The sequence below is a fragment of the Paenibacillus sp. TCA20 genome, from assembly GCF_000732325.1.
GTDB classification, from domain to species: domain Bacteria; phylum Bacillota; class Bacilli; order Paenibacillales; family Paenibacillaceae; genus Paenibacillus; species Paenibacillus urinalis.
This window is the reverse complement of record NZ_BBIW01000006.1, coordinates 59,761-76,922: the sequence shown is the minus strand read 5'-3', so window position 1 is coordinate 76,922 and position 17,162 is coordinate 59,761. Positions and strand designations below refer to the sequence as shown.

The window sequence follows — 17,162 nt, the reverse complement described above, 5'->3', positions numbered from 1 at the left end:
CTCCTCAGTTCTATCTATTATTTAGTGGGGCAGTTCTACTCCTCTAGAAATACCAGACCGATGAAATCATCGAATTCCAGGTTGCCGAAGTAATGCTTAATATCTGTATCCTTAAGTGCGGCACGTACTTCTTGTTCTTCATAACGCTTGCCGCGGAGCAGATTCTCGATATCAGCTACATCGCCTACCCCGAAGAAATCTCCGTAGATCTTGATGTCCTCAATACGGCCTTCCTTAATATTCATACGAAGATCGATGATGCCGACCGGGAACTTCTTGGAATGCTTCACATTGCTCTCGGGTGACAAGCCATAGTTCCAATCCCAGTTCTGGTAACGTTCCTTCGAAATTTCGTGGATCTTCTCCCAGTCCTGCTCGGTCAGCTTGTACTCTGGAACTTCATTTGCCTCCATGCCAAAAATATGTCGAAGCAGCTCCTCGCGGAATTCCACAATCGTCATCTCTCGATCCATCAGGGAGCTGATGTTAGCTACACGGCTGCGAACAGACTTGGTGCTCTTGGATTTGAATTTCTCTGGATTGACCTTGAGGGAAGCGGCAACGTTCTCCAGGTTAAGGTCAAACATCAGGGTGCCGTGGCTGAACATGCGGCCGCGTGTGGCAAATTGTGCATTGCCGGATATTTTTTGCTCGCCGACTTGAAGATCGTTACGTCCTGTCAGCTCTGCGTTCACGCCAAGGCTGTGCAGCGCCTCAACCACCGGCTGGGTGAATTTGCGGAAGTTGTGGAACGAGTTGCCGTCATCCTTGGTGATGAAGCTGAAGTTCAGGTTGCCAAGGTCGTGGTACACCGCACCGCCGCCGGACAGTCTTCTGACGACCTGTACGCCATGCTCCTGCACATATTCCTGATTAATTTCTTCAATGGTGTTCTGATGCTTGCCGATGATGATGGATGGCGCATTAATGTAGAACAGAAGATAGCTCTCATCCAGGGATAAATGCTTAAGGGCATATTCCTCGATGGCGAGATTGATGCGCGGGTCTGTAATCCCTTGGTTGTCAATAAACAGCATGGTCTATTCCTCCAATGTATATAGTTCAAATATGTAGGCAAGGACAGGCCTGTATGCCTGAAGCCTTGGTGTCTTGAAACACTCCATCCCTATTGTAAACGAATTGGGTGTGCGACACAAAAGGAATTGCCGTTGACGGGTGATTTTTGTAGCTTCATAATGGATACGTTACGCGGACAAGATTCGCGGAACGTTTCCATTATATTGGAAAAGATACGCGGACAAGTTCGCCGATTGTTTGCATCAAATCGGAAACGTTACGCGGATAAGAGCCGCTGAGCATTTGCATTAAACGCGCACAATTCTGCCCGATTACAGATAACGCATGAGAAGAAAGGAAGGAACACCTGTGATAGAGGTTTATGGACATGGCGGTGACGTAGAGACCGCTGCAGCGAAATACGGACGGTCACCAGCGGACTTCCTCGACTACAGTGCCAATATCAATCCGCTCGGTCCGCCTCTTGCGGTCACACGAGCACTTATGGAAGGAATGCATCACATCCTTCGTTATCCCGATCCGGGACACCGCAGTCTTAAGCACAAGCTTGCAACCAAGCTGAAGTTGTCGGAAGACCAGCTTCTGATCGGCAACGGGGCTGCGGAGTGTATGGCGCTTATTATTCAGGCATTTACACCTGCAGCTGTAGGCACCATTGAACCCGGATTCTCGGAGTATCGTCAGCTGGCTGTACAGTACGGAAGTCGGGTAGAGTACATATATGGGTATAAAGAGCTTAATTATCGGGCCGAGCTGTCAGCAATCTTGGAGCTTATCGATAGGGTAGATCTGCTATTTATCGGTCAGCCAAACAATCCGAACGGGGTACAATACGCCCGAAGCGAGCTGGAAGCGATTGCTGCTCATGCTAGAGACCGGGACGTCAAGGTTGTAATTGACGAAGCTTTTATCGATTTCATACCCGAGCATGAGCGTGAGACACTGACGGACTCTCTGGACCCGTATCCGAATGTCATTGTCATTCGTTCCATGACGAAATTTTATGCAATCCCGGGACTTCGCCTTGGGTACGCGGTAGGCCAGCCTGATCTGATATCGGCGATGTCGAGCAAGCAGGTAACCTGGAGTGTAAACGGACTAGCTCTGCTGGCAGGTGAGGCTTGTCTTACGGAAAACAGCGCATATGAAGAGCAGACCCAGGCTTGCATTAAGGTGGAGCGAAACCGCTTGATGTCCGAATTGGCTTCCCTTGACTTTCAGGTCTATCCAGGTGTGGCCAATTACTTGCTACTGGAGACACCGGAAGGCTGGAACGCCGAGTCTCTGCAAGAGGCGATGGGAAAGCAGGGAATTCTTATTCGAAACTGTGCCATGTATACAGGGCTAGGCGACAAATCCGTTCGGATCGCGGTGAAGGGGCAGCAGGACAATAGCCGGTTTCTTGAAGTGCTGCGATTCATATTGGGGGAGCAATAGATAATGACAACACCTTTTTTGCACAAGTTCGCTTCTAACCAGGCTATTCCAGATATTTATTCCTCTACTCTCTGGCCTGGTTTCAAGCTAACGAAGTACGACAATGCGTATTTGCTTGTGGAATCACCTCAGACGGTTCAATCGCTGTCGAGCAGTGTTTACGGGGGAGGCATGAGCCGGATTGATCGTGCAGTCAATATATATGTAGATAAGCATTTTACGTCTGATCATCCTGCAGCCGAGATCGAAGCACGTTTGAAAAAGTGGAGGCTTCCTGCAGCAGGCACCGCCGGTCTGCTGACAGCAGTGAAGCTAGCACATGTTTCTGTTATAGAGGAAAGTACCGACCATGCCATCGTCTTCTGCTGCACGACAGCGGGAGCCGGCAATGCAGCCAGAGCGTCGTCTTCAAGGACTGTTTTTCCCGCAGCCTATTCTCCGGGCACGATCAATACGATGCTGTTTATTGCCGGTGAGCTGACTTCCTATGCCATGGTCAATGCGCTGCAAACTGCAGTCGAAGCAAAGGCTTGCGCCCTGCAGGATCTCGGAGTGAGGGATGCCGAGAACGGAATGATCGCGACGGGGACAACAACAGATGCCGTTGTTCTTGGTGTCAGCGGATTTAAACCGGATGGAAGCACGCCGGACAAAATTCATGCTTATGCAGGCACAGCTACAGAGCTTGGCTCCTGCATCGGACGACTCGTATATGCGACGGTTACGGAGAGTCTGCTGGCTGGAGAGGAGGCGGCAGGATGATCCTGGCTCTCATTCTTCTCTGCGCTTATATTCTTGATCGGATCATCGGTGATCCGAGATGGATTCCTCATCCGGTGATTGGCATGGGCAAAGGGATATCACTACTTGAGAAATCGATCCGCTCCAAAGTGACTTCAAATAAGGGGTTACTGTTTGCAGGCTTTCTGTTTCCGATTGTCATCGTTGGCGGTTCTTTTCTCATCACCTGGGCGGTGCTCAAGCTGCTTGCGATCGTTCATCCTTATCTTGCCGTTGCCGCCGAGATCGTTCTGATTGCAACCACGATTGCAGCCAAAGGGCTGAAGGAGGCGGGAATGGAGGTATATAAGCATTTAAGAAACCGACAGCTCCCGGAAGCCAGGAGGTCACTAGGCATGATTGTAGGCCGGGACACGGACCATCTGGATGAACCGGAAATTGTTCGCGGAACGGTAGAGACGATTGCAGAAAATATTGTGGATGCCATTATATCTCCTCTATTCTATGCTCTGATCGGCGGTGCTCCTCTAGCGATGGCGTATCGTGCAGTCAATACACTGGATTCGATGGTAGGGTACAAGAACGAGAAATATTTCTACCTTGGCAAAGCCTCCGCCCGGCTTGATGATGCAGCTAACTATTTGCCTGCTCGTATATCCGCACTGCTGCTGTTTGCTTCGGCTCGTATACTAGGGCTGCATGTCGAGAATAGCATTCGTACAGTGAAGGAGGATGCAAGCAAGCACCCTAGTCCGAACGGCGGATATCCTGAATCAGCAGTCGCAGGTGCTATCGGAATTCGGCTCGGGGGGTATAACGTATATCACGGTGTGGAATCGTTTCGAGCTTATATGGGCAAGCCTTATCATACGCTTGAGGCTGCACATATCAAGACAAGCATTACAATGATGTTTGTGTCATCCAGTTTGTTTATCTTGATCCTCTGTGCTCTTCTATCTGTTCTCTCGATCTTCGGTATGGAATGGATGTGGTGGACATGAACACAGGGCTCGATCTGTATCTCGTCAGACACGGAAGAACGTTATGGAATATAGAGAAAAGATATTTGGGGCACACCGATGTGCCGCTCCTAAACAGTACCGTATCTGAGTTAAAGCCGCTTAAGCTCCAGATGGAGCATGAGGGGCTTGTATTTCAGTATGTGTTCATCAGTGATCTGACGCGTACGATGCAGACTCTTCAGATCATTGCGCCACATCTTGTCGGTACGGCGGTGATGGATCACCGGATCCGCGAGTATCACTTTGGTGATTGGGAAGGCTCTACCTATGACATGCTCAAGGACAACCCCGCATATCGCAGCTGGATCGATCATCCGGAGCGGATTACACCGCCGGGTGCAGAGCATTTTACTGTCTTCGAACAGCGGATTTCTCAATTTGTAGAGAGCAGACTGCTGCCAATTCTGGTGAAAAAGGATGGGATGGAGCCTTCAACCGGTCATACCCAGCTAGATATGGCTTATCCGAAGGTGCTGATCGTTACGCATGGCGGCGTCATTAGACAGCTGGTGTCAGCTTATGTACAGGATAGAGATTTCAACTCCGTAATGCCTGGTCCTGGAGAAATGCAGGTACTGCGGCTCCGACTTCAAGTAGATCAGCTGAGTGGAGAAATTGTAAATTAAGTGATTCAGCGGGTGCTGACCCCTATGTTCAAGGGAAAAGTTAGGTTGTAGAAATAAGACCTTTCCCCTATAATCAACAACAGAAGTTAAGGCCACCATGCACTTGAACAAGTATGCATCATTCATGAATCGACGAGGATGTATACACCAACAAACGAATAATAGCCGACAAGGTCCTGGCAGTATATGACGTTATTACAGCTGCTTAGGTTAAAAGGGAAGCCGGTGCAAATCCGGCACGGTCCCGCCACTGTATACCAGGGGCAGACAGCGTTATATCCACTGTTTCTTATGCGAGAAATGGGAAGGGCAGCTGTCCAGCCATACCAAACCTGGATAGTCAGGAGACCTGCCTTGCCGGAAGGAAGCGTGCGATCCTTCGAGGAAAGGATATGTTTTGCGATGTTCTATGCCCATTTTTAAGGGGCGGTTGCGAGACGTAAACCTTGATCCTAGCTTAAGGAGCAAGGTTTTTTTGCTATGGATTGGAAGTCAGGTGGATAGGTTATGGGCTAAGCTTTGAAACAATCTATTACGAGTGAACCAGATCTGAAAGGGAGAGAGTCATGAACAAAATGAACAAAAGCGTATTATCCTTACTGCTTACATTAATGATGGCATTCATGCTTGCTGCATGCGGCACCGAAACGGAAACGTCTGAAGGGACGGGACAAGCTACGCAGCAGGAAGCAGGACAAGCAGCCGATCAAGGATCAGAGACGAATAATGACAGCGAGGAAGCTTCGAGTAAGACCGAATATCCGCTGACCTTAACGGATGCGACTGGAGAATCCTTTACTTTTGAACAAGCGCCGGCCAAAATCGTGTCCGTATCACCGGCAGAAACAGAGTCCCTCTTCGCCATTGGACTCGAGGAGCAAATTGTAGGCGTATCTGATTTTGACGATTATCCCGAAGCTGCAGCCTCCAAGCCCAAAATGGGAAGCTTGTATGAACCCAATGCTGAAGCGATTATCGCGGCTGAGCCGGATATCGTGTTTACAGGAATCTCCATGGATGAAGCAGCAGTGCAAAAATTACGCGATCTTGGCATCGTCATCTTCAAAACAGATCCTAAAACAATCGATGATGTTATGAAGAATATCGAAGTCTACGGTCAGATTACAGATCGCCAAGCCGAAGCTGCAGAAGTGGTAGATCAAATGAAAGCTGATATTCAGGAAGTGTCGGATAAAGTAGCTGCACTGTCAGATGAAGAGAAGAAACAAGTGTACGTTGAATTCTCTCCAGGCTGGACAGTCGGCAAAGGCGAATTTATGGATGAAGTGATTACTCTTGCTGGTGGAGTCAATGTAGCAGGAGATACAGAGGGCTGGAATGAAATCAGTGAAGAGAAGATCATTCAAGCCAATCCTGACGTGATTCTGTACGCAAGCGATGTTATCGATGATAACAATCAAACACTGGATCAAATCATCACAGCTCGTGATGGCTGGAACGAAATTACGGCTATTAAAGAAGATGCCGTTATCTCCATTGACGCCAATCTGCTCAGCCGTCCAGGTCCGCGTGTAACCGAAGGTCTGAAAGTGGTAGCGGAAGCGATCTATCCGGACCTCTTTCAATGAAAACAAAACTAGCAGGATACGGAATTGCCGGCGGTCTCCTGCTTGTGCTGACTCTGCTCCTGTGTCTGGCGATCGGGGCAGTGGATCTGCCTGTTCGCCATATTGTGGGCATCCTGGTCAATCATTTGCCTTGGGTTTCGGAACCGATTGAGCCGATCTGGAACCCTTCCTCGGAGCAAATTATTATGAAGGTTCGGCTCCCCCGGGTACTGCTCGGTATGCTGGTGGGGGCTGCACTGGCCACGGCAGGAGCTGCTTTTCAGGGCGTGCTCCGCAATCCGCTGGCAGATCCGTATACACTCGGTGTATCCTCCGGTGCATCGGTTGGAGCAGCAGTCATGATCTATTTTGGATTGCAATATGCAGTTCTTGGAGAATGGATGCTGCCGCTGGTTGCCTTTGTCACAGGGATCATCACGCTGTGGGCGGTGCTCGCGCTTGCAAGTGAAGGCGGCAGGATTCCGACGCACAGCCTGATTTTGTCCGGTGTAATCATGCAGTCCTTCCTCGGAGCGTTTGTGTCCTTCTTAACAGCCATGTCCAAGGATACAGTGAATCAGATACTATTCTGGACCATGGGAAGCCTCAGTTTACGTGGGTGGTCTTATACGGCCATCCTTTTTCCTTACTTGATCATTGGGATTGTGTTTCTGTGGAGCCGGGGTAGGGCGCTTAATCTGCTTGCGCTGGGTGAGCGGCAGGCTGCACATTTGGGAGTCAAGGTAGAGTGGCTTAAGCTCTCTGTTCTAATCGTGGCTACGCTGTTGACCGCTGCTGCTGTATCGGTGGCCGGAGTCATTGGATTTGTCGGGCTTGTAATTCCGCATATGCTCCGTTTATTGGTTGGGCCGGACTATCGTCTCCTCATTCCGTTATCCGCGATCATGGGAGGCATCTTCCTGGCATGGGCCGATATGGGGGCGAGAACGATTCTTGCACCGGTGGAGATCCCGCTCGGGGTCGTCACTGCATTTGTAGGCGCACCGTTCTTCGCTTACCTGCTGCACCGAAGCAAGAAACTGCGAAGGGGAGGAATGAGATGAACTCACGGATTCAGGCAGAGCAGCCGAACTATAATCATTCACAGGACTTGACCACGTCAGCTCGTACCTCCGTTCCGGTGCTGGAAGTGAAGTCTGCGGCCAAAGCCTATGGAGACCATATGGCAATTCGTAATATCGATTTTACGGTTCATTCAGGAGAATGGTGGGGCATCGTAGGGCCCAATGGCAGCGGCAAATCCACACTGCTTCACTTGCTGTCCGGTGTGCTAGCTCCGAGCTCCGGCTCTATTCTAATCAAAGGCAAGCCGGTTAGAGAGTACAGCAGGCGTGCGTTATCCCGGCTTATTGCTGTATTGCAGCAGGACGGGCTGCCCGAGATGGATTACTCCGTACGAGATGTCGTAGCCATGGGCAGATATCCTTATCAGGACTGGCTGGGACGGGATCAATCCGATGGAGAAGAAGTGGTGGATCGCGTGCTTGAGCAGCTTGAGCTGTCTTCATTTGCCGATCGTCTGCTTACGGAATTAAGCGGAGGTCAGAGACAGAGGGTTGCGCTCGCCAAGGTGATGGCCCAGGAGCCGGAGATTTTGCTGCTAGATGAGCCGACAACCTATCTCGATATCCATTATCAGCTTCAGTTCATGGAGCTGCTCGCAGATTGGCGTAGAAGTACCGGTATTGCCATTGTCGCTGTATTGCATGACCTCAATCTGGCTTCACTTTTTTGTGACAGTATTTATGGACTTCGGGCAGGGGAGAGCTTCATGCAAGGGAGCCCGGATGAATGCGTCACAGAAGAGCATTTAAGAAGTCTGTTTCAGGTCGATCCCGTTATGATTCGTCATCCACACCATGAGCTTCCTCAATTTTTGCTTAAGAAAAAAGACTAGGCTCTATATAAGAGCGGCATCGCTACAAGGGCAGCATTTCAAGTATGAAGGGTTTCTAGGTAAATCCTTTTGAAGTGGATGCCCTTTTTTCGTTATAATCTATTAAAAAAGAGGATTCAGCATAAAGGAAGTGCGTGGAGATGGAGAGAGAACAAATACTGTTGGATTGGATACATCAAATTGGGCCGCTTGACTCATCAGCTGGGCAGGCCGCAGCTGCGCATTTGGATCAGCTGACCAAGCCGCCGGGAAGTCTGGGTAAAATAGAAGAGCTGGTTGTTCGACTGGCGGGAATTACGGGAGAGACCCATGCCTCCTATGATCGTAAAGCGGTCATTGTCATGGCAGCAGATCATGGTGTAGTGGAAGAAGGGGTCAGCGCATTTCCAGCCGTTGTAACTCAGCAGATGGTACATAATTTTCTTGCCGGCGGAGCCGCGGTGAATGTTCTTGCCCGTCAGGCCGCTGCAGAGGTTATATGCGTAGACATCGGGATCGATGGAGACATTGAGCATCCTGAGCTGGTTCAGCGATCTGTTCGTAAAGGAACAGCAAATATGGCGCATGGTCCTGCTATGAGCAGAGAGGAAGCGGTGACAGCTATTCTTGCGGGAATTGAGGTCGTAAAGGATGCGTATGACAGAGGCATTCGACTCTTTGTCACAGGTGAAATGGGGATTGGAAACACGACGCCGAGCGCCGCAGTAACCAGCGTACTGACCGGAATTCAAGTGGAAGCTGCTACAGGCCGGGGAACAGGAATTGACGATACGCGTCTGAAGCACAAAGAGGAAGTAATAAAGAAGGCGATTGAACTGAATCGTCCCGATTCAAACGATCCGCTGGGTGTGCTCGCGAAGGTGGGTGGTCTTGATATTGCTGGGCTGACCGGTGTTATCCTTGCTGCCAGTGCGTTAAAATGTCCTGTCGTTATTGACGGATACATTTCTACGACCGCTGCGCTGATAGCTGCAAGACTCGCTCCTCTGTCCATTCATTATATGATTGCCTCACACAAGTCGGAGGAGCGGGGACACGCAGGTCTACTGGGGGAATTGAACCTAGAGCCTATGATTCATCTGGACATGCGTCTTGGCGAAGGCACAGGCGGTGTACTCTGTCTGCATATTATTGAAGCTGCATCCCGAATCATGAAGGAGATGGCGACATTCACAAGTGCAGGCATTTCCGGTAGTCATGCGGATCTGGATTCCGAGGAGAGCAAGCCATGATCATACTTGTAACTGGCGGTGCACGCAGCGGGAAGAGCACGTTTGCAGAGAGACTCTGTATGAGCCGTTCATCGGAAGCGATCTATCTGGCAACGGCACAGGCCTTTGATGAAGAGATGGAGCAGCGCATTGCAGCACACCGTCTCCAGCGCTCTGACGAAGCCTATTTGTGGCATACCATTGAAGAGCCGATCGAAGTTGCGGATACACTTGAGAGCATTGGACAAGCGACTTATCCGGCACCAACGATATTACTGGACTGTCTGACCTTGTGGCTGTCTAACATATTATTGTCGAAGGAAGCAGAGGGCAAGGATGCCATATTGCAGGAAATGGACAGGCTGGTAAGCAGTGTTCGAACATATCCAGGTCTTATTATCCTTGTTACGAATGAAGTAGGAGACGGCATTGTGCCGGAATACCCGCTGGGACGGTTGTACCGGGATATGGCCGGAATATTGAATCAGCGAATGGCGGCAGTGAGTGAAGAGGTGTTTCTGGTCACCGCTGGCATTGCCATCGAACTGAAGAGCAAGGAGTACAAAGTATGAAGGATGAAGTAAAGGCGGCGGCAGCCGCTTTTCAATTTTTATCCCGTATTCCGGTGAGGATGAATCTTGATTTTACACCTGAACTGATGCAAAAAAGCACGGTTTATTATCCATTCGTTGGCGTTTGTATCGGGCTTATCCTGTGGGTGGCAGCTGTTGTGTCAGGGTTCTTGCTGCCGGCCCTGCCAGCTTCCATTGTGACGCTGGTCGTCTGGGTATGGCTTACCGGTGGGCTGCATTTGGACGGATGGATGGATTCAGCAGATGCGCTTCTCAGCTACCGTTCAAGAGAGCGCATGCTGGAGATTATGAAGGACAGCCGGGTTGGAGCGATGGGCGTCATCGCCTGCGTACTGCTGCTGATGCTCAAAGCCTCCTTGCTTGTCAGCTTGATTCATCAGCCCGTCATGATGGGGCTCGCCATCATGCCCCTCATATGGAGCAGATTCTTCATGGTGTATGCCATATCGAGATATCCCTCTGCCCGGGCCGGAGAAGGACTTGCAGCGATGTTTGGCACCACCCCTGCCCGCTATTATAAGCAATCTCTGGGATGTGCAATCGCGATATCTATTGTTTTATTGGGGATTCTTAGCTTAATTGTTTATTCGTCGAATGTGGTATACGTTACACAGGCTCCAGTGCTAATTGCCTTCATCGCCGTTCCGATTGTCATGTGGGTGATCGGAAGGCTTGCCGCTGATCGGATGAGCGCACGTCTTGAGGGGTTAACCGGGGATACATACGGAGCACTGAATGAAGGGCTGGAGACAGCCGGTCTGCTAATGCTGACCATCGTTCTGCATATCGCAGGTTAGGGGGAGACATATCGTTATGACAGACATGAACACGGACACAGAACAAAGTAATGATGAGCATAAGCCGAAAAATGGAGCTGTTCTCATGCTGCAGGGCACAGCTTCGGACGTTGGAAAAAGCATTGTAACAACAGCGCTATGCCGTATATTTCTGCAGGATGGATATCAGCCTGCTCCGTACAAATCACAAAATATGGCGCTTAATTCCTATGTAACGCTGGACGGTAAGGAGATCGGAAGAGCGCAGGGAGTACAGGCAGAGGCATGTGAGATTCCGGCGACAACAGACATGAACCCGATCCTTATAAAGCCAGTTAAGGATATGCATTCTCAGATCGTCGTCCACGGTGTGCCCGCGATGCAGATGAGTGCGATGGATTACCGGATGAAGTTCCTTCCCACAGCGAAAAGAATCGTGCTGGAGGCACTGGATCGATTACGCGCAGAGTATGACATCGTCCTGATGGAAGGGGCGGGAAGTCCGGCAGAGATCAATTTGAAGGATCGTGACATCGTCAATATGAATCTTGCGGGCTGGGCAGATGCACCGGTGATTCTCATTTCCGATATTGATCGGGGAGGGGTATTCGCGTCCATCGTAGGTACACTTGAGCTGCTTGAACCCCATGAGGTCCAGCGGGTCAAAGGCTTTATCATTAACAAATTCCGCGGAGACCTTGCTCTCCTGAAGCCAGGGCTGGACTGGCTCGAGGCTCGTACAGGTATTCCGGTACTGGGCGTGCTACCTTATATTCAGGATCTGCGGATCGAAGCTGAGGATTCGGTTGTGCTCGACGAGCTGCAATATAAGAAGCAGCAGGAGAAGGAAGTGGATATCGTCGTCATTCGTTATCCGCGCATCTCAAACTTTACAGATTTTGATCCGCTGCGCTGGGAGCCGGATATTACCCTTCGTTATGTGAATTCTGCAGAAGAGCTGGGCACACCGGATATCGTCATTCTGCCGGGCACGAAGGATACAATCAGTGATCTTCAGTTCCTGAAGCAGAGAGGACTGGATCAGGCCTTATTCAGGCTATCCGATGAGCATCATACCCAGATCGTCGGGATTTGCGGCGGGTATCAAATGCTCGGGTACTCGCTCTCCGATCCTTATGCGGTGGAGAGTGGTATACAGGAAGAGGCAGGACTTGGACTGCTGCCTATTAGGACTTCATTCTTGAAGGAAAAGCGAACGATAAGAGTGACGGGAATGCTGACGGATGAACAGAAACTGCCACTGGCAAGTACGGACCTAAGCAGCAATGAAGCTCCGATTGAGGCTTATGAAATTCATATGGGAGCTTCTGAGCGAGTGGATCAGTCTCCAGTTGATTATGACTATGACGCCTTGTTCAGGCTCACCGAAACGGACACTGCTGCAAGTGATTTGCAGGCTTCCTTCGAATCGGGTACATATGCTTCATCTCATTCAGAAGGTCTGGTCAGATCGGATGGTATGGTGTGGGGAACCTATTTACATGGATTATTCGAGAACGATGCTCTGCGCAGGTCCTGGCTGGATCAGGTTCGCATCCGGAAGGGACTCTCTCCTGTTATTTCGACCTTCTCGGCGAAGGAGCGAAAAGTTGAAGAATTTGATCGGGTTGCGGATGTAGTAAGAACGCATCTGGATATGGAGAGAATTTATCAGATATTGAACTCTTAAATGAATACCTAGACAACGGAGAAGAATCCGGAGCTGTCATTTATGAGCAGCTTCGGCTTTTTTTGTTGTGGACATAATTATAAAAAAGTTATGATTACAGCCTTTGCTGGTTATAGATAATTATGCGATTTTCGAAGAAAAAGGTATAACCCAAATCTGTATAATCCATCCTAAGCATAGCTGCCAGCAGACACTGATATAGGATGGGGTATGAGAATAAGTAAGTGACTTTAAAATTTATTTAAAAAAAGTCTACCCGAATAGTCGGGTTTATGCTATAGTAACATATGCTGTAAGATAGTTACCAACCCTTAAGAATATTTATATATAAATCGTTACATAAGGGGACAGCATATTTTAGCTATTTGGAAGGGAGCAATTCGAATGGAAACATTGCAGGTAATCATTAACGTAGCAGTGATGCTAGTGTTAATTGGCCTTCTGTATTGGATGCAGAAGAAGCATATATCTTTTACGAAGCGTGTATTTACGGGTTTGGGCTTGGGGCTTGTATTCGGAATACTGCTTCAGCTGATCTACGGGGCAGGCTCGGGAACCATAGAGAAGAGTGTCGACTGGTTCAGTATCGTCGGTTCCGGCTATGTAAGCCTCTTGCAGATGATCGTCATTCCACTGATTGTGGTATCCATCATCTCTGCCATTATGAATTTGAAGGGTAATCAGAATATCGGGAAGATGAGCTTCTCGATTATTGGTACACTACTGATCACCACAGCCATTGCGGCAAGCATCGGTATTGGGGTTACACTTGCCTTCGACCTGGAAGGCATTAATGTGGAGAGCGGTGAAGCAGAAACAGCGAGAACTCAAAGGCTCGAAGAGCAGCTCGTTGATGTAGAGGATATGACCATTCCACAGCAAGTGCTTGAATTTATTCCTAGCAATCCGTTCGAGGATATGACCGGTGCACGCAGCACCTCGACCATTGCGGTCGTTATCTTCTCTGCATTTGTCGGTATTGCCGTTCTTGGACTGGATCGCAAGAAGCCTGAGCAGGCGGATACTTTCCGTAAAATCATTAACGCCCTTTATGCTGTCGTCATGCGTATTGTAACTCTAGTGCTGCGTTTGACACCTTACGGTATCCTGGCGCTGATTACGAAGGTTACCGCAACGACAAATGCGCAGGAAATATTGAAGCTCGGCGAGTTTGTTATCGCTTCTTATGTTGCCTTGCTGCTGATGTTTGTAGTTCATCTGATTCTCGTTACCGTATTTGGTTTCAACCCGGTAGCGTACCTCAGAAAAGTAATGACCACGCTGGTCTTCGCGTTTACATCTCGTTCGAGTGCGGCAACCATTCCATTAAACGTGGAGACGCAAACGAAGAAGCTGGGTGTATCCGCAGGTATTGCGAATCTGTCTGCTTCCTTTGGCGCAACGATCGGCCAGAACGGCTGTGCAGGGATCTATCCCGCGATGGTTGCGGTGATGATTGCTCCAACAGTAGGCATTGATCCGCTCAGCTGGGATTTCATCATAACACTCATCCTGGTTGTTATGATCAGCTCCTTCGGTGTAGCTGGTGTGGGTGGCGGAGCGACGTTTGCTTCACTGATCGTACTCTCCACCATGAACCTGCCTGTTGCACTGGTCGGACTTCTGATCTCTGTGGAGCCGCTGATTGATATGGGACGTACAGCGCTGAACGTTAATGGTTCAATGACCTCCGGTCTCATTACGAGCAAGCTCCTGAATGAGAATGATCGGGATACCTTCAATCGTCCGAACACGGAATTAGATGCACCAACAGAAGCATAAAATAAATAAAGAGTGCGGGCCCTTGGCTAAAACCGAGGGACTCGCACTCTTTTTTTGATTACATTATAGACTCAACCTGCACAAATGGTACGAAGAGATCTAGGGCAGTTCGACTTCTATATAACGAAGCACGAAGCTTAACCCAATATTTGAAGCTCTTTCGGGTAGCTGGTTAGAAGTTTCACCCCATCTGCTGTCACGAGGACTTCATCCTCAATTCGTACTCCCCCGAGATTTGGTACATAGATGCCGGGTTCAATGGTGAAGGTCAGCCCTTCGGTCAAGAGCTCCTGATTCGCTCCATGCACGGATGGATATTCATGCACATCGATACCCAGTCCGTGACCGAGGCGATGGAGGAAGCGTTCGCCGTATCCTGCATCAATGGTCACTTGTCTTGCTGCCAGGTCTACAGAAGCGAGGGTTGCGCCTGGCTTAACGGCTTCAATCCCCTTCAGATTGGCTGCAAGAACCGTATTATATATGTTCGTCAGCTCAGGTGACAGCTCGCCAAAAGCGAACGTACGGGTAATATCAGAAGCATATCCATTCGCATATACCCCCATATCAAACATGAGCAGATCGCCGTATTGCAGCTTGCGAGTGCCTGGAACGCCATGTGGAAGAGCCGTATTAGGTCCCGACAGCACCATGGTGTCAAAAGAAGGACCCGAAGCACCGAGTTTCTTCATTTGATATTCCATTTCTGCTACGAGCTCGATTTCCGTTACGCCTTCCTTCACATGGGAAAGACCTCTTTTCAGCACTTCCTCAATCATTTGGGCAGCAAACTTCATCCGGTCCACTTCATGCGGCGCCTTGCGAACACGCAGCTTGCGCAGCAACGGACCTGCATCGGCATAGCTCTTGGCATTGGCATATTGAACGAGCTCCTCGTAACGAGCGATCGACAGGTTTTCTTTTTCAACGCCCATCGTTTCAATATGCTGAGGAAGATACTTCTGCAGGATGAGATACGGGTTGTCCGTGTCTTGATGGGTCGCAATCTTCTTCACAGAGGAAGCTGCAGCCGCCGCGTCTTCATCGAGGCTTGGTACGATCAGAGTTGGTTCTTCTCCTCTTACCAGCAGCAGACCGAGAAAGCGTTCATGTGGATTGCTTGCAAATCCAGTCAAATAATAGACATGCTTAGGATCTGTAATCAGCGCACAGTCGTATCCTTGCTCCGATATGGCCTGCTCTAGTAAAGTAATGGGTTGATTTGTCATGAGAGTTCCCCCGCCTTTATATTAGGATTATAAAATATCCTTAAGTTTCTTTATCGCTATATATTATAAAGCTTATGAAGCAAAAACCCAAAAAACAAACAGGGACACCAATAATACCGGAGAAAGGTCTATCTTCTGCGCTGCGGATTGGTGAAGTATCCAAGAGGGTAATATTTGAAAATATTGGAGATTAGGGAGAGTGAAGTATGAACAAGAAGTACTTGATGATGACAGGAATCAGTCTCTTGACGCTGGCACTCGCTGCGTGTTCCAATCCGACCGCTCAAGAGCCTGGACCAGACACTCCTGTACCGGGAACTTCGGATAATCAGACGGAACAGTCTGCTTCAGAAGAGCAAAAGGAAGAAGGGAATACACTTCCTTATGAAATCACGACCTTGGCTGCCGGACTTAATGTACCGTGGGAGCTTGATTTTTTACCGGATGGCCGAATGCTGTTTACGGAAAGACCCGGCACGCTGCGTATGATAGAGAATGGACAGGTGGTGGAGGAGCCGGTGCTGGCCTTTGAGGCTCCTTTTGCAGATGAAGGTGAAGGCGGCCTGTTAGGGCTTGCGGTGGACCCTGAATTTGAGTCGAATCAATATGTATACGTATATCACTCTTACCGTGAGGGACAAGACATTCTAAACCGGGTGCTTAGACTTAAGCTGACGGGTCAAGAGGCCACGATTGACAAGGTGCTGCTCGCTGACATACCGGGCGGCGTGAATCATAACGGGGGACGTCTAAAGATAGGACCCGACGGGATGCTATATATTACGACCGGGGAACGATATGAGCCTGCAATGGCTCAGGATGAAACAATCCTTGGGGGCAAAATCCTCCGTATCCACCGCGATGGTTCAATACCTGATGATAATCCTATAAACGATTCCGCCGTATATAGTCTTGGACATCGGAATGCGCAGGGTCTTGCCTGGCATCCAGATACAGGGCAGCTGTACAGCTCAGAGCACGGACAATCGAACTATGATGAGCTGAATGTCATAGAGAAGGGCTCGAATTATGGATGGCCGCTGATTGAGGGTGATGAAGAGGAGGAGGGAATGACTTCGCCGCTCATTCACAGTGGAACCGATACGTGGGCCCCATCGGGAATGACGTTCATAACGCAAGGTCCTTGGCAGAACTCGCTCATTGCAGGGGGACTTCGGGGAGAGGCGCTGCTTAAATTTGAGCTGGATGAAGATGGAGGGGCAAGTGAGGAGCCTTCGCTAGAAGTGCTGTTCCAGAGCGAATGGGGCCGGATTCGGAGTGTGAGTGAGGGTCCAGATAGAACGCTCTACCTGCTGACGAGCAACAGGGATGGCAGAGGAGATCCAGCCGAAGAGGATGATCGAATCATTGCATTGAAGCCTGCCGAGTGATGGCTTATCCCTCTATTTTATTTTGAAATATTTATAAGGTATGATATAGGAAGTATGAATCAATTGAATTGTTATCCATCGATCATCGACCTTATTATATAAGCCTGTAACTAGAACAACAGCTGCATGTTTCCTGCTGA

At 49.4% G+C, this 17,162-nt stretch carries 15 protein-coding genes and 1 riboswitch; of the genes, 13 read left to right on the top strand and 2 right to left on the bottom strand.

What is annotated here, in order from left to right; all coding sequences use genetic code 11:
- Nucleotides 1-35: 35 nt before the first annotated feature.
- Nucleotides 36-1,037, bottom strand: a complete 1,002-nt coding sequence (locus TCA2_RS13215; protein ID WP_047912092.1) for a lipoate--protein ligase — start codon at nt 1,035-1,037, stop codon at nt 36-38.
- A gap of 349 nt (nt 1,038-1,386) precedes the next feature.
- On the opposite strand from TCA2_RS13215, the gene cobD reads away from it, so the two are divergent.
- The 12 genes from cobD to TCA2_RS13155 all read left to right on the top strand — a co-directional run bounded on the left by cobD (nt 1,387) and on the right by TCA2_RS13155 (nt 14,402).
- Nucleotides 1,387-2,475: a threonine-phosphate decarboxylase CobD gene (cobD, locus tag TCA2_RS13210; RefSeq protein WP_238546386.1), complete on the top strand. Its 1,089-nt coding sequence runs from the start codon at nt 1,387-1,389 to the stop codon at nt 2,473-2,475.
- Nucleotides 2,476-2,478: 3 nt separating this feature from the next.
- Nucleotides 2,479-3,237, top strand: a complete 759-nt coding sequence (locus tag TCA2_RS13205; RefSeq protein ID WP_047912090.1) for an adenosylcobinamide amidohydrolase — start codon at nt 2,479-2,481, stop codon at nt 3,235-3,237.
- Nucleotides 3,234-4,217 (top strand): adenosylcobinamide-phosphate synthase CbiB, encoded by a 984-nt coding sequence (cbiB, locus tag TCA2_RS13200; RefSeq protein WP_047912089.1) that lies wholly within the window; start codon nt 3,234-3,236, stop codon nt 4,215-4,217. Before TCA2_RS13205 ends, cbiB begins: the two co-directional genes overlap by 4 nt.
- A complete protein-coding gene (locus tag TCA2_RS13195) occupies nt 4,214-4,864 on the top strand; it encodes a histidine phosphatase family protein (RefSeq protein ID WP_052511979.1) in 651 nt (216 codons plus the stop codon). The genes cbiB and TCA2_RS13195 overlap by 4 nt, the downstream gene beginning before the upstream one ends.
- A 154-nt stretch (nt 4,865-5,018) precedes the next feature.
- A riboswitch (cobalamin riboswitch) is annotated at nt 5,019-5,236 on the top strand.
- A 194-nt stretch (nt 5,237-5,430) separates the two neighbouring features.
- Nucleotides 5,431-6,453 carry an ABC transporter substrate-binding protein gene (locus tag TCA2_RS13190; RefSeq protein ID WP_047912087.1) on the top strand — a complete coding sequence of 341 codons (1,023 nt, stop codon included), beginning with the start codon at nt 5,431-5,433 and terminating at the stop codon, nt 6,451-6,453.
- The gene (locus TCA2_RS13185; RefSeq protein WP_047912086.1) at nt 6,450-7,496 is read left to right on the top strand and encodes an iron ABC transporter permease; all 1,047 of its coding nucleotides are present in this window, start codon (nt 6,450-6,452) and stop codon (nt 7,494-7,496) included. Before TCA2_RS13190 ends, TCA2_RS13185 begins: the two co-directional genes overlap by 4 nt.
- Nucleotides 7,493-8,350, top strand: a complete 858-nt coding sequence (locus tag TCA2_RS13180) for an ABC transporter ATP-binding protein (RefSeq protein WP_081872484.1) — start codon at nt 7,493-7,495, stop codon at nt 8,348-8,350. The genes TCA2_RS13185 and TCA2_RS13180 overlap by 4 nt, the downstream gene beginning before the upstream one ends.
- A gap of 140 nt (nt 8,351-8,490) precedes the next feature.
- The gene (gene cobT, locus TCA2_RS13175; protein WP_047912085.1) at nt 8,491-9,582 is read left to right on the top strand and encodes a nicotinate-nucleotide--dimethylbenzimidazole phosphoribosyltransferase; all 1,092 of its coding nucleotides are present in this window, start codon (nt 8,491-8,493) and stop codon (nt 9,580-9,582) included.
- Nucleotides 9,579-10,133 (top strand): bifunctional adenosylcobinamide kinase/adenosylcobinamide-phosphate guanylyltransferase, encoded by a 555-nt coding sequence (gene cobU / locus TCA2_RS13170; RefSeq protein WP_047912084.1) that lies wholly within the window; start codon nt 9,579-9,581, stop codon nt 10,131-10,133. Before cobT ends, cobU begins: the two co-directional genes overlap by 4 nt.
- Nucleotides 10,130-10,951: an adenosylcobinamide-GDP ribazoletransferase gene (gene cobS / locus TCA2_RS13165; protein WP_047912083.1), complete on the top strand. Its 822-nt coding sequence runs from the start codon at nt 10,130-10,132 to the stop codon at nt 10,949-10,951. The genes cobU and cobS overlap by 4 nt, the downstream gene beginning before the upstream one ends.
- 25 nt (nt 10,952-10,976) lie before the next feature.
- Nucleotides 10,977-12,620, top strand: a complete 1,644-nt coding sequence (locus tag TCA2_RS13160) for a cobyric acid synthase (protein WP_047912291.1) — start codon at nt 10,977-10,979, stop codon at nt 12,618-12,620.
- 384 nt (nt 12,621-13,004) lie between these two features.
- Complete coding sequence (locus TCA2_RS13155; RefSeq protein ID WP_047912082.1) at nt 13,005-14,402, top strand: L-cystine transporter; 1,398 nt, start codon at nt 13,005-13,007, stop codon at nt 14,400-14,402.
- A 137-nt stretch (nt 14,403-14,539) separates the two neighbouring features.
- Here TCA2_RS13155 and TCA2_RS13150 read toward each other — a convergent pair whose 3' ends face one another.
- Nucleotides 14,540-15,631: a Xaa-Pro peptidase family protein gene (locus TCA2_RS13150; protein ID WP_047912081.1), complete on the bottom strand. Its 1,092-nt coding sequence runs from the start codon at nt 15,629-15,631 to the stop codon at nt 14,540-14,542.
- Between the two features lie 206 nt (nt 15,632-15,837).
- Between TCA2_RS13150 and TCA2_RS13145 the strand changes: the two genes are divergently transcribed.
- The gene (locus tag TCA2_RS13145; RefSeq protein WP_047912080.1) at nt 15,838-17,022 is read left to right on the top strand and encodes a sorbosone dehydrogenase family protein; all 1,185 of its coding nucleotides are present in this window, start codon (nt 15,838-15,840) and stop codon (nt 17,020-17,022) included.
- Nucleotides 17,023-17,162 lie beyond the last annotated feature (140 nt).

Excerpts from the sequence above, each read along its gene's own strand:
- TCA2_RS13215 (WP_047912092.1), bottom strand. The coding sequence starts at position 1,037 with ATGCTGTTTATTGACAACCAAGGGATTACAGACCCGCGCATCAATCTC.
- TCA2_RS13205 (WP_047912090.1), top strand. The coding sequence starts at position 2,479 with ATGACAACACCTTTTTTGCACAAGTTCGCTTCTAACCAGGCTATTCCA.
- cbiB (WP_047912089.1), top strand. The coding sequence starts at position 3,234 with ATGATCCTGGCTCTCATTCTTCTCTGCGCTTATATTCTTGATCGGATC.
- TCA2_RS13195 (WP_052511979.1), top strand. The coding sequence starts at position 4,214 with ATGAACACAGGGCTCGATCTGTATCTCGTCAGACACGGAAGAACGTTA.
- TCA2_RS13190 (WP_047912087.1), top strand. The coding sequence starts at position 5,431 with ATGAACAAAATGAACAAAAGCGTATTATCCTTACTGCTTACATTAATG.
- TCA2_RS13185 (WP_047912086.1), top strand. The coding sequence starts at position 6,450 with ATGAAAACAAAACTAGCAGGATACGGAATTGCCGGCGGTCTCCTGCTT.
- TCA2_RS13180 (WP_081872484.1), top strand. The coding sequence starts at position 7,493 with ATGAACTCACGGATTCAGGCAGAGCAGCCGAACTATAATCATTCACAG.
- cobT (WP_047912085.1), top strand. The coding sequence starts at position 8,491 with ATGGAGAGAGAACAAATACTGTTGGATTGGATACATCAAATTGGGCCG.
- cobU (WP_047912084.1), top strand. The coding sequence starts at position 9,579 with ATGATCATACTTGTAACTGGCGGTGCACGCAGCGGGAAGAGCACGTTT.
- cobS (WP_047912083.1), top strand. The coding sequence starts at position 10,130 with ATGAAGGATGAAGTAAAGGCGGCGGCAGCCGCTTTTCAATTTTTATCC.
- TCA2_RS13160 (WP_047912291.1), top strand. The coding sequence starts at position 10,977 with ATGAACACGGACACAGAACAAAGTAATGATGAGCATAAGCCGAAAAAT.
- TCA2_RS13155 (WP_047912082.1), top strand. The coding sequence starts at position 13,005 with ATGGAAACATTGCAGGTAATCATTAACGTAGCAGTGATGCTAGTGTTA.
- TCA2_RS13150 (WP_047912081.1), bottom strand. The coding sequence starts at position 15,631 with ATGACAAATCAACCCATTACTTTACTAGAGCAGGCCATATCGGAGCAA.
- TCA2_RS13145 (WP_047912080.1), top strand. The coding sequence starts at position 15,838 with ATGAACAAGAAGTACTTGATGATGACAGGAATCAGTCTCTTGACGCTG.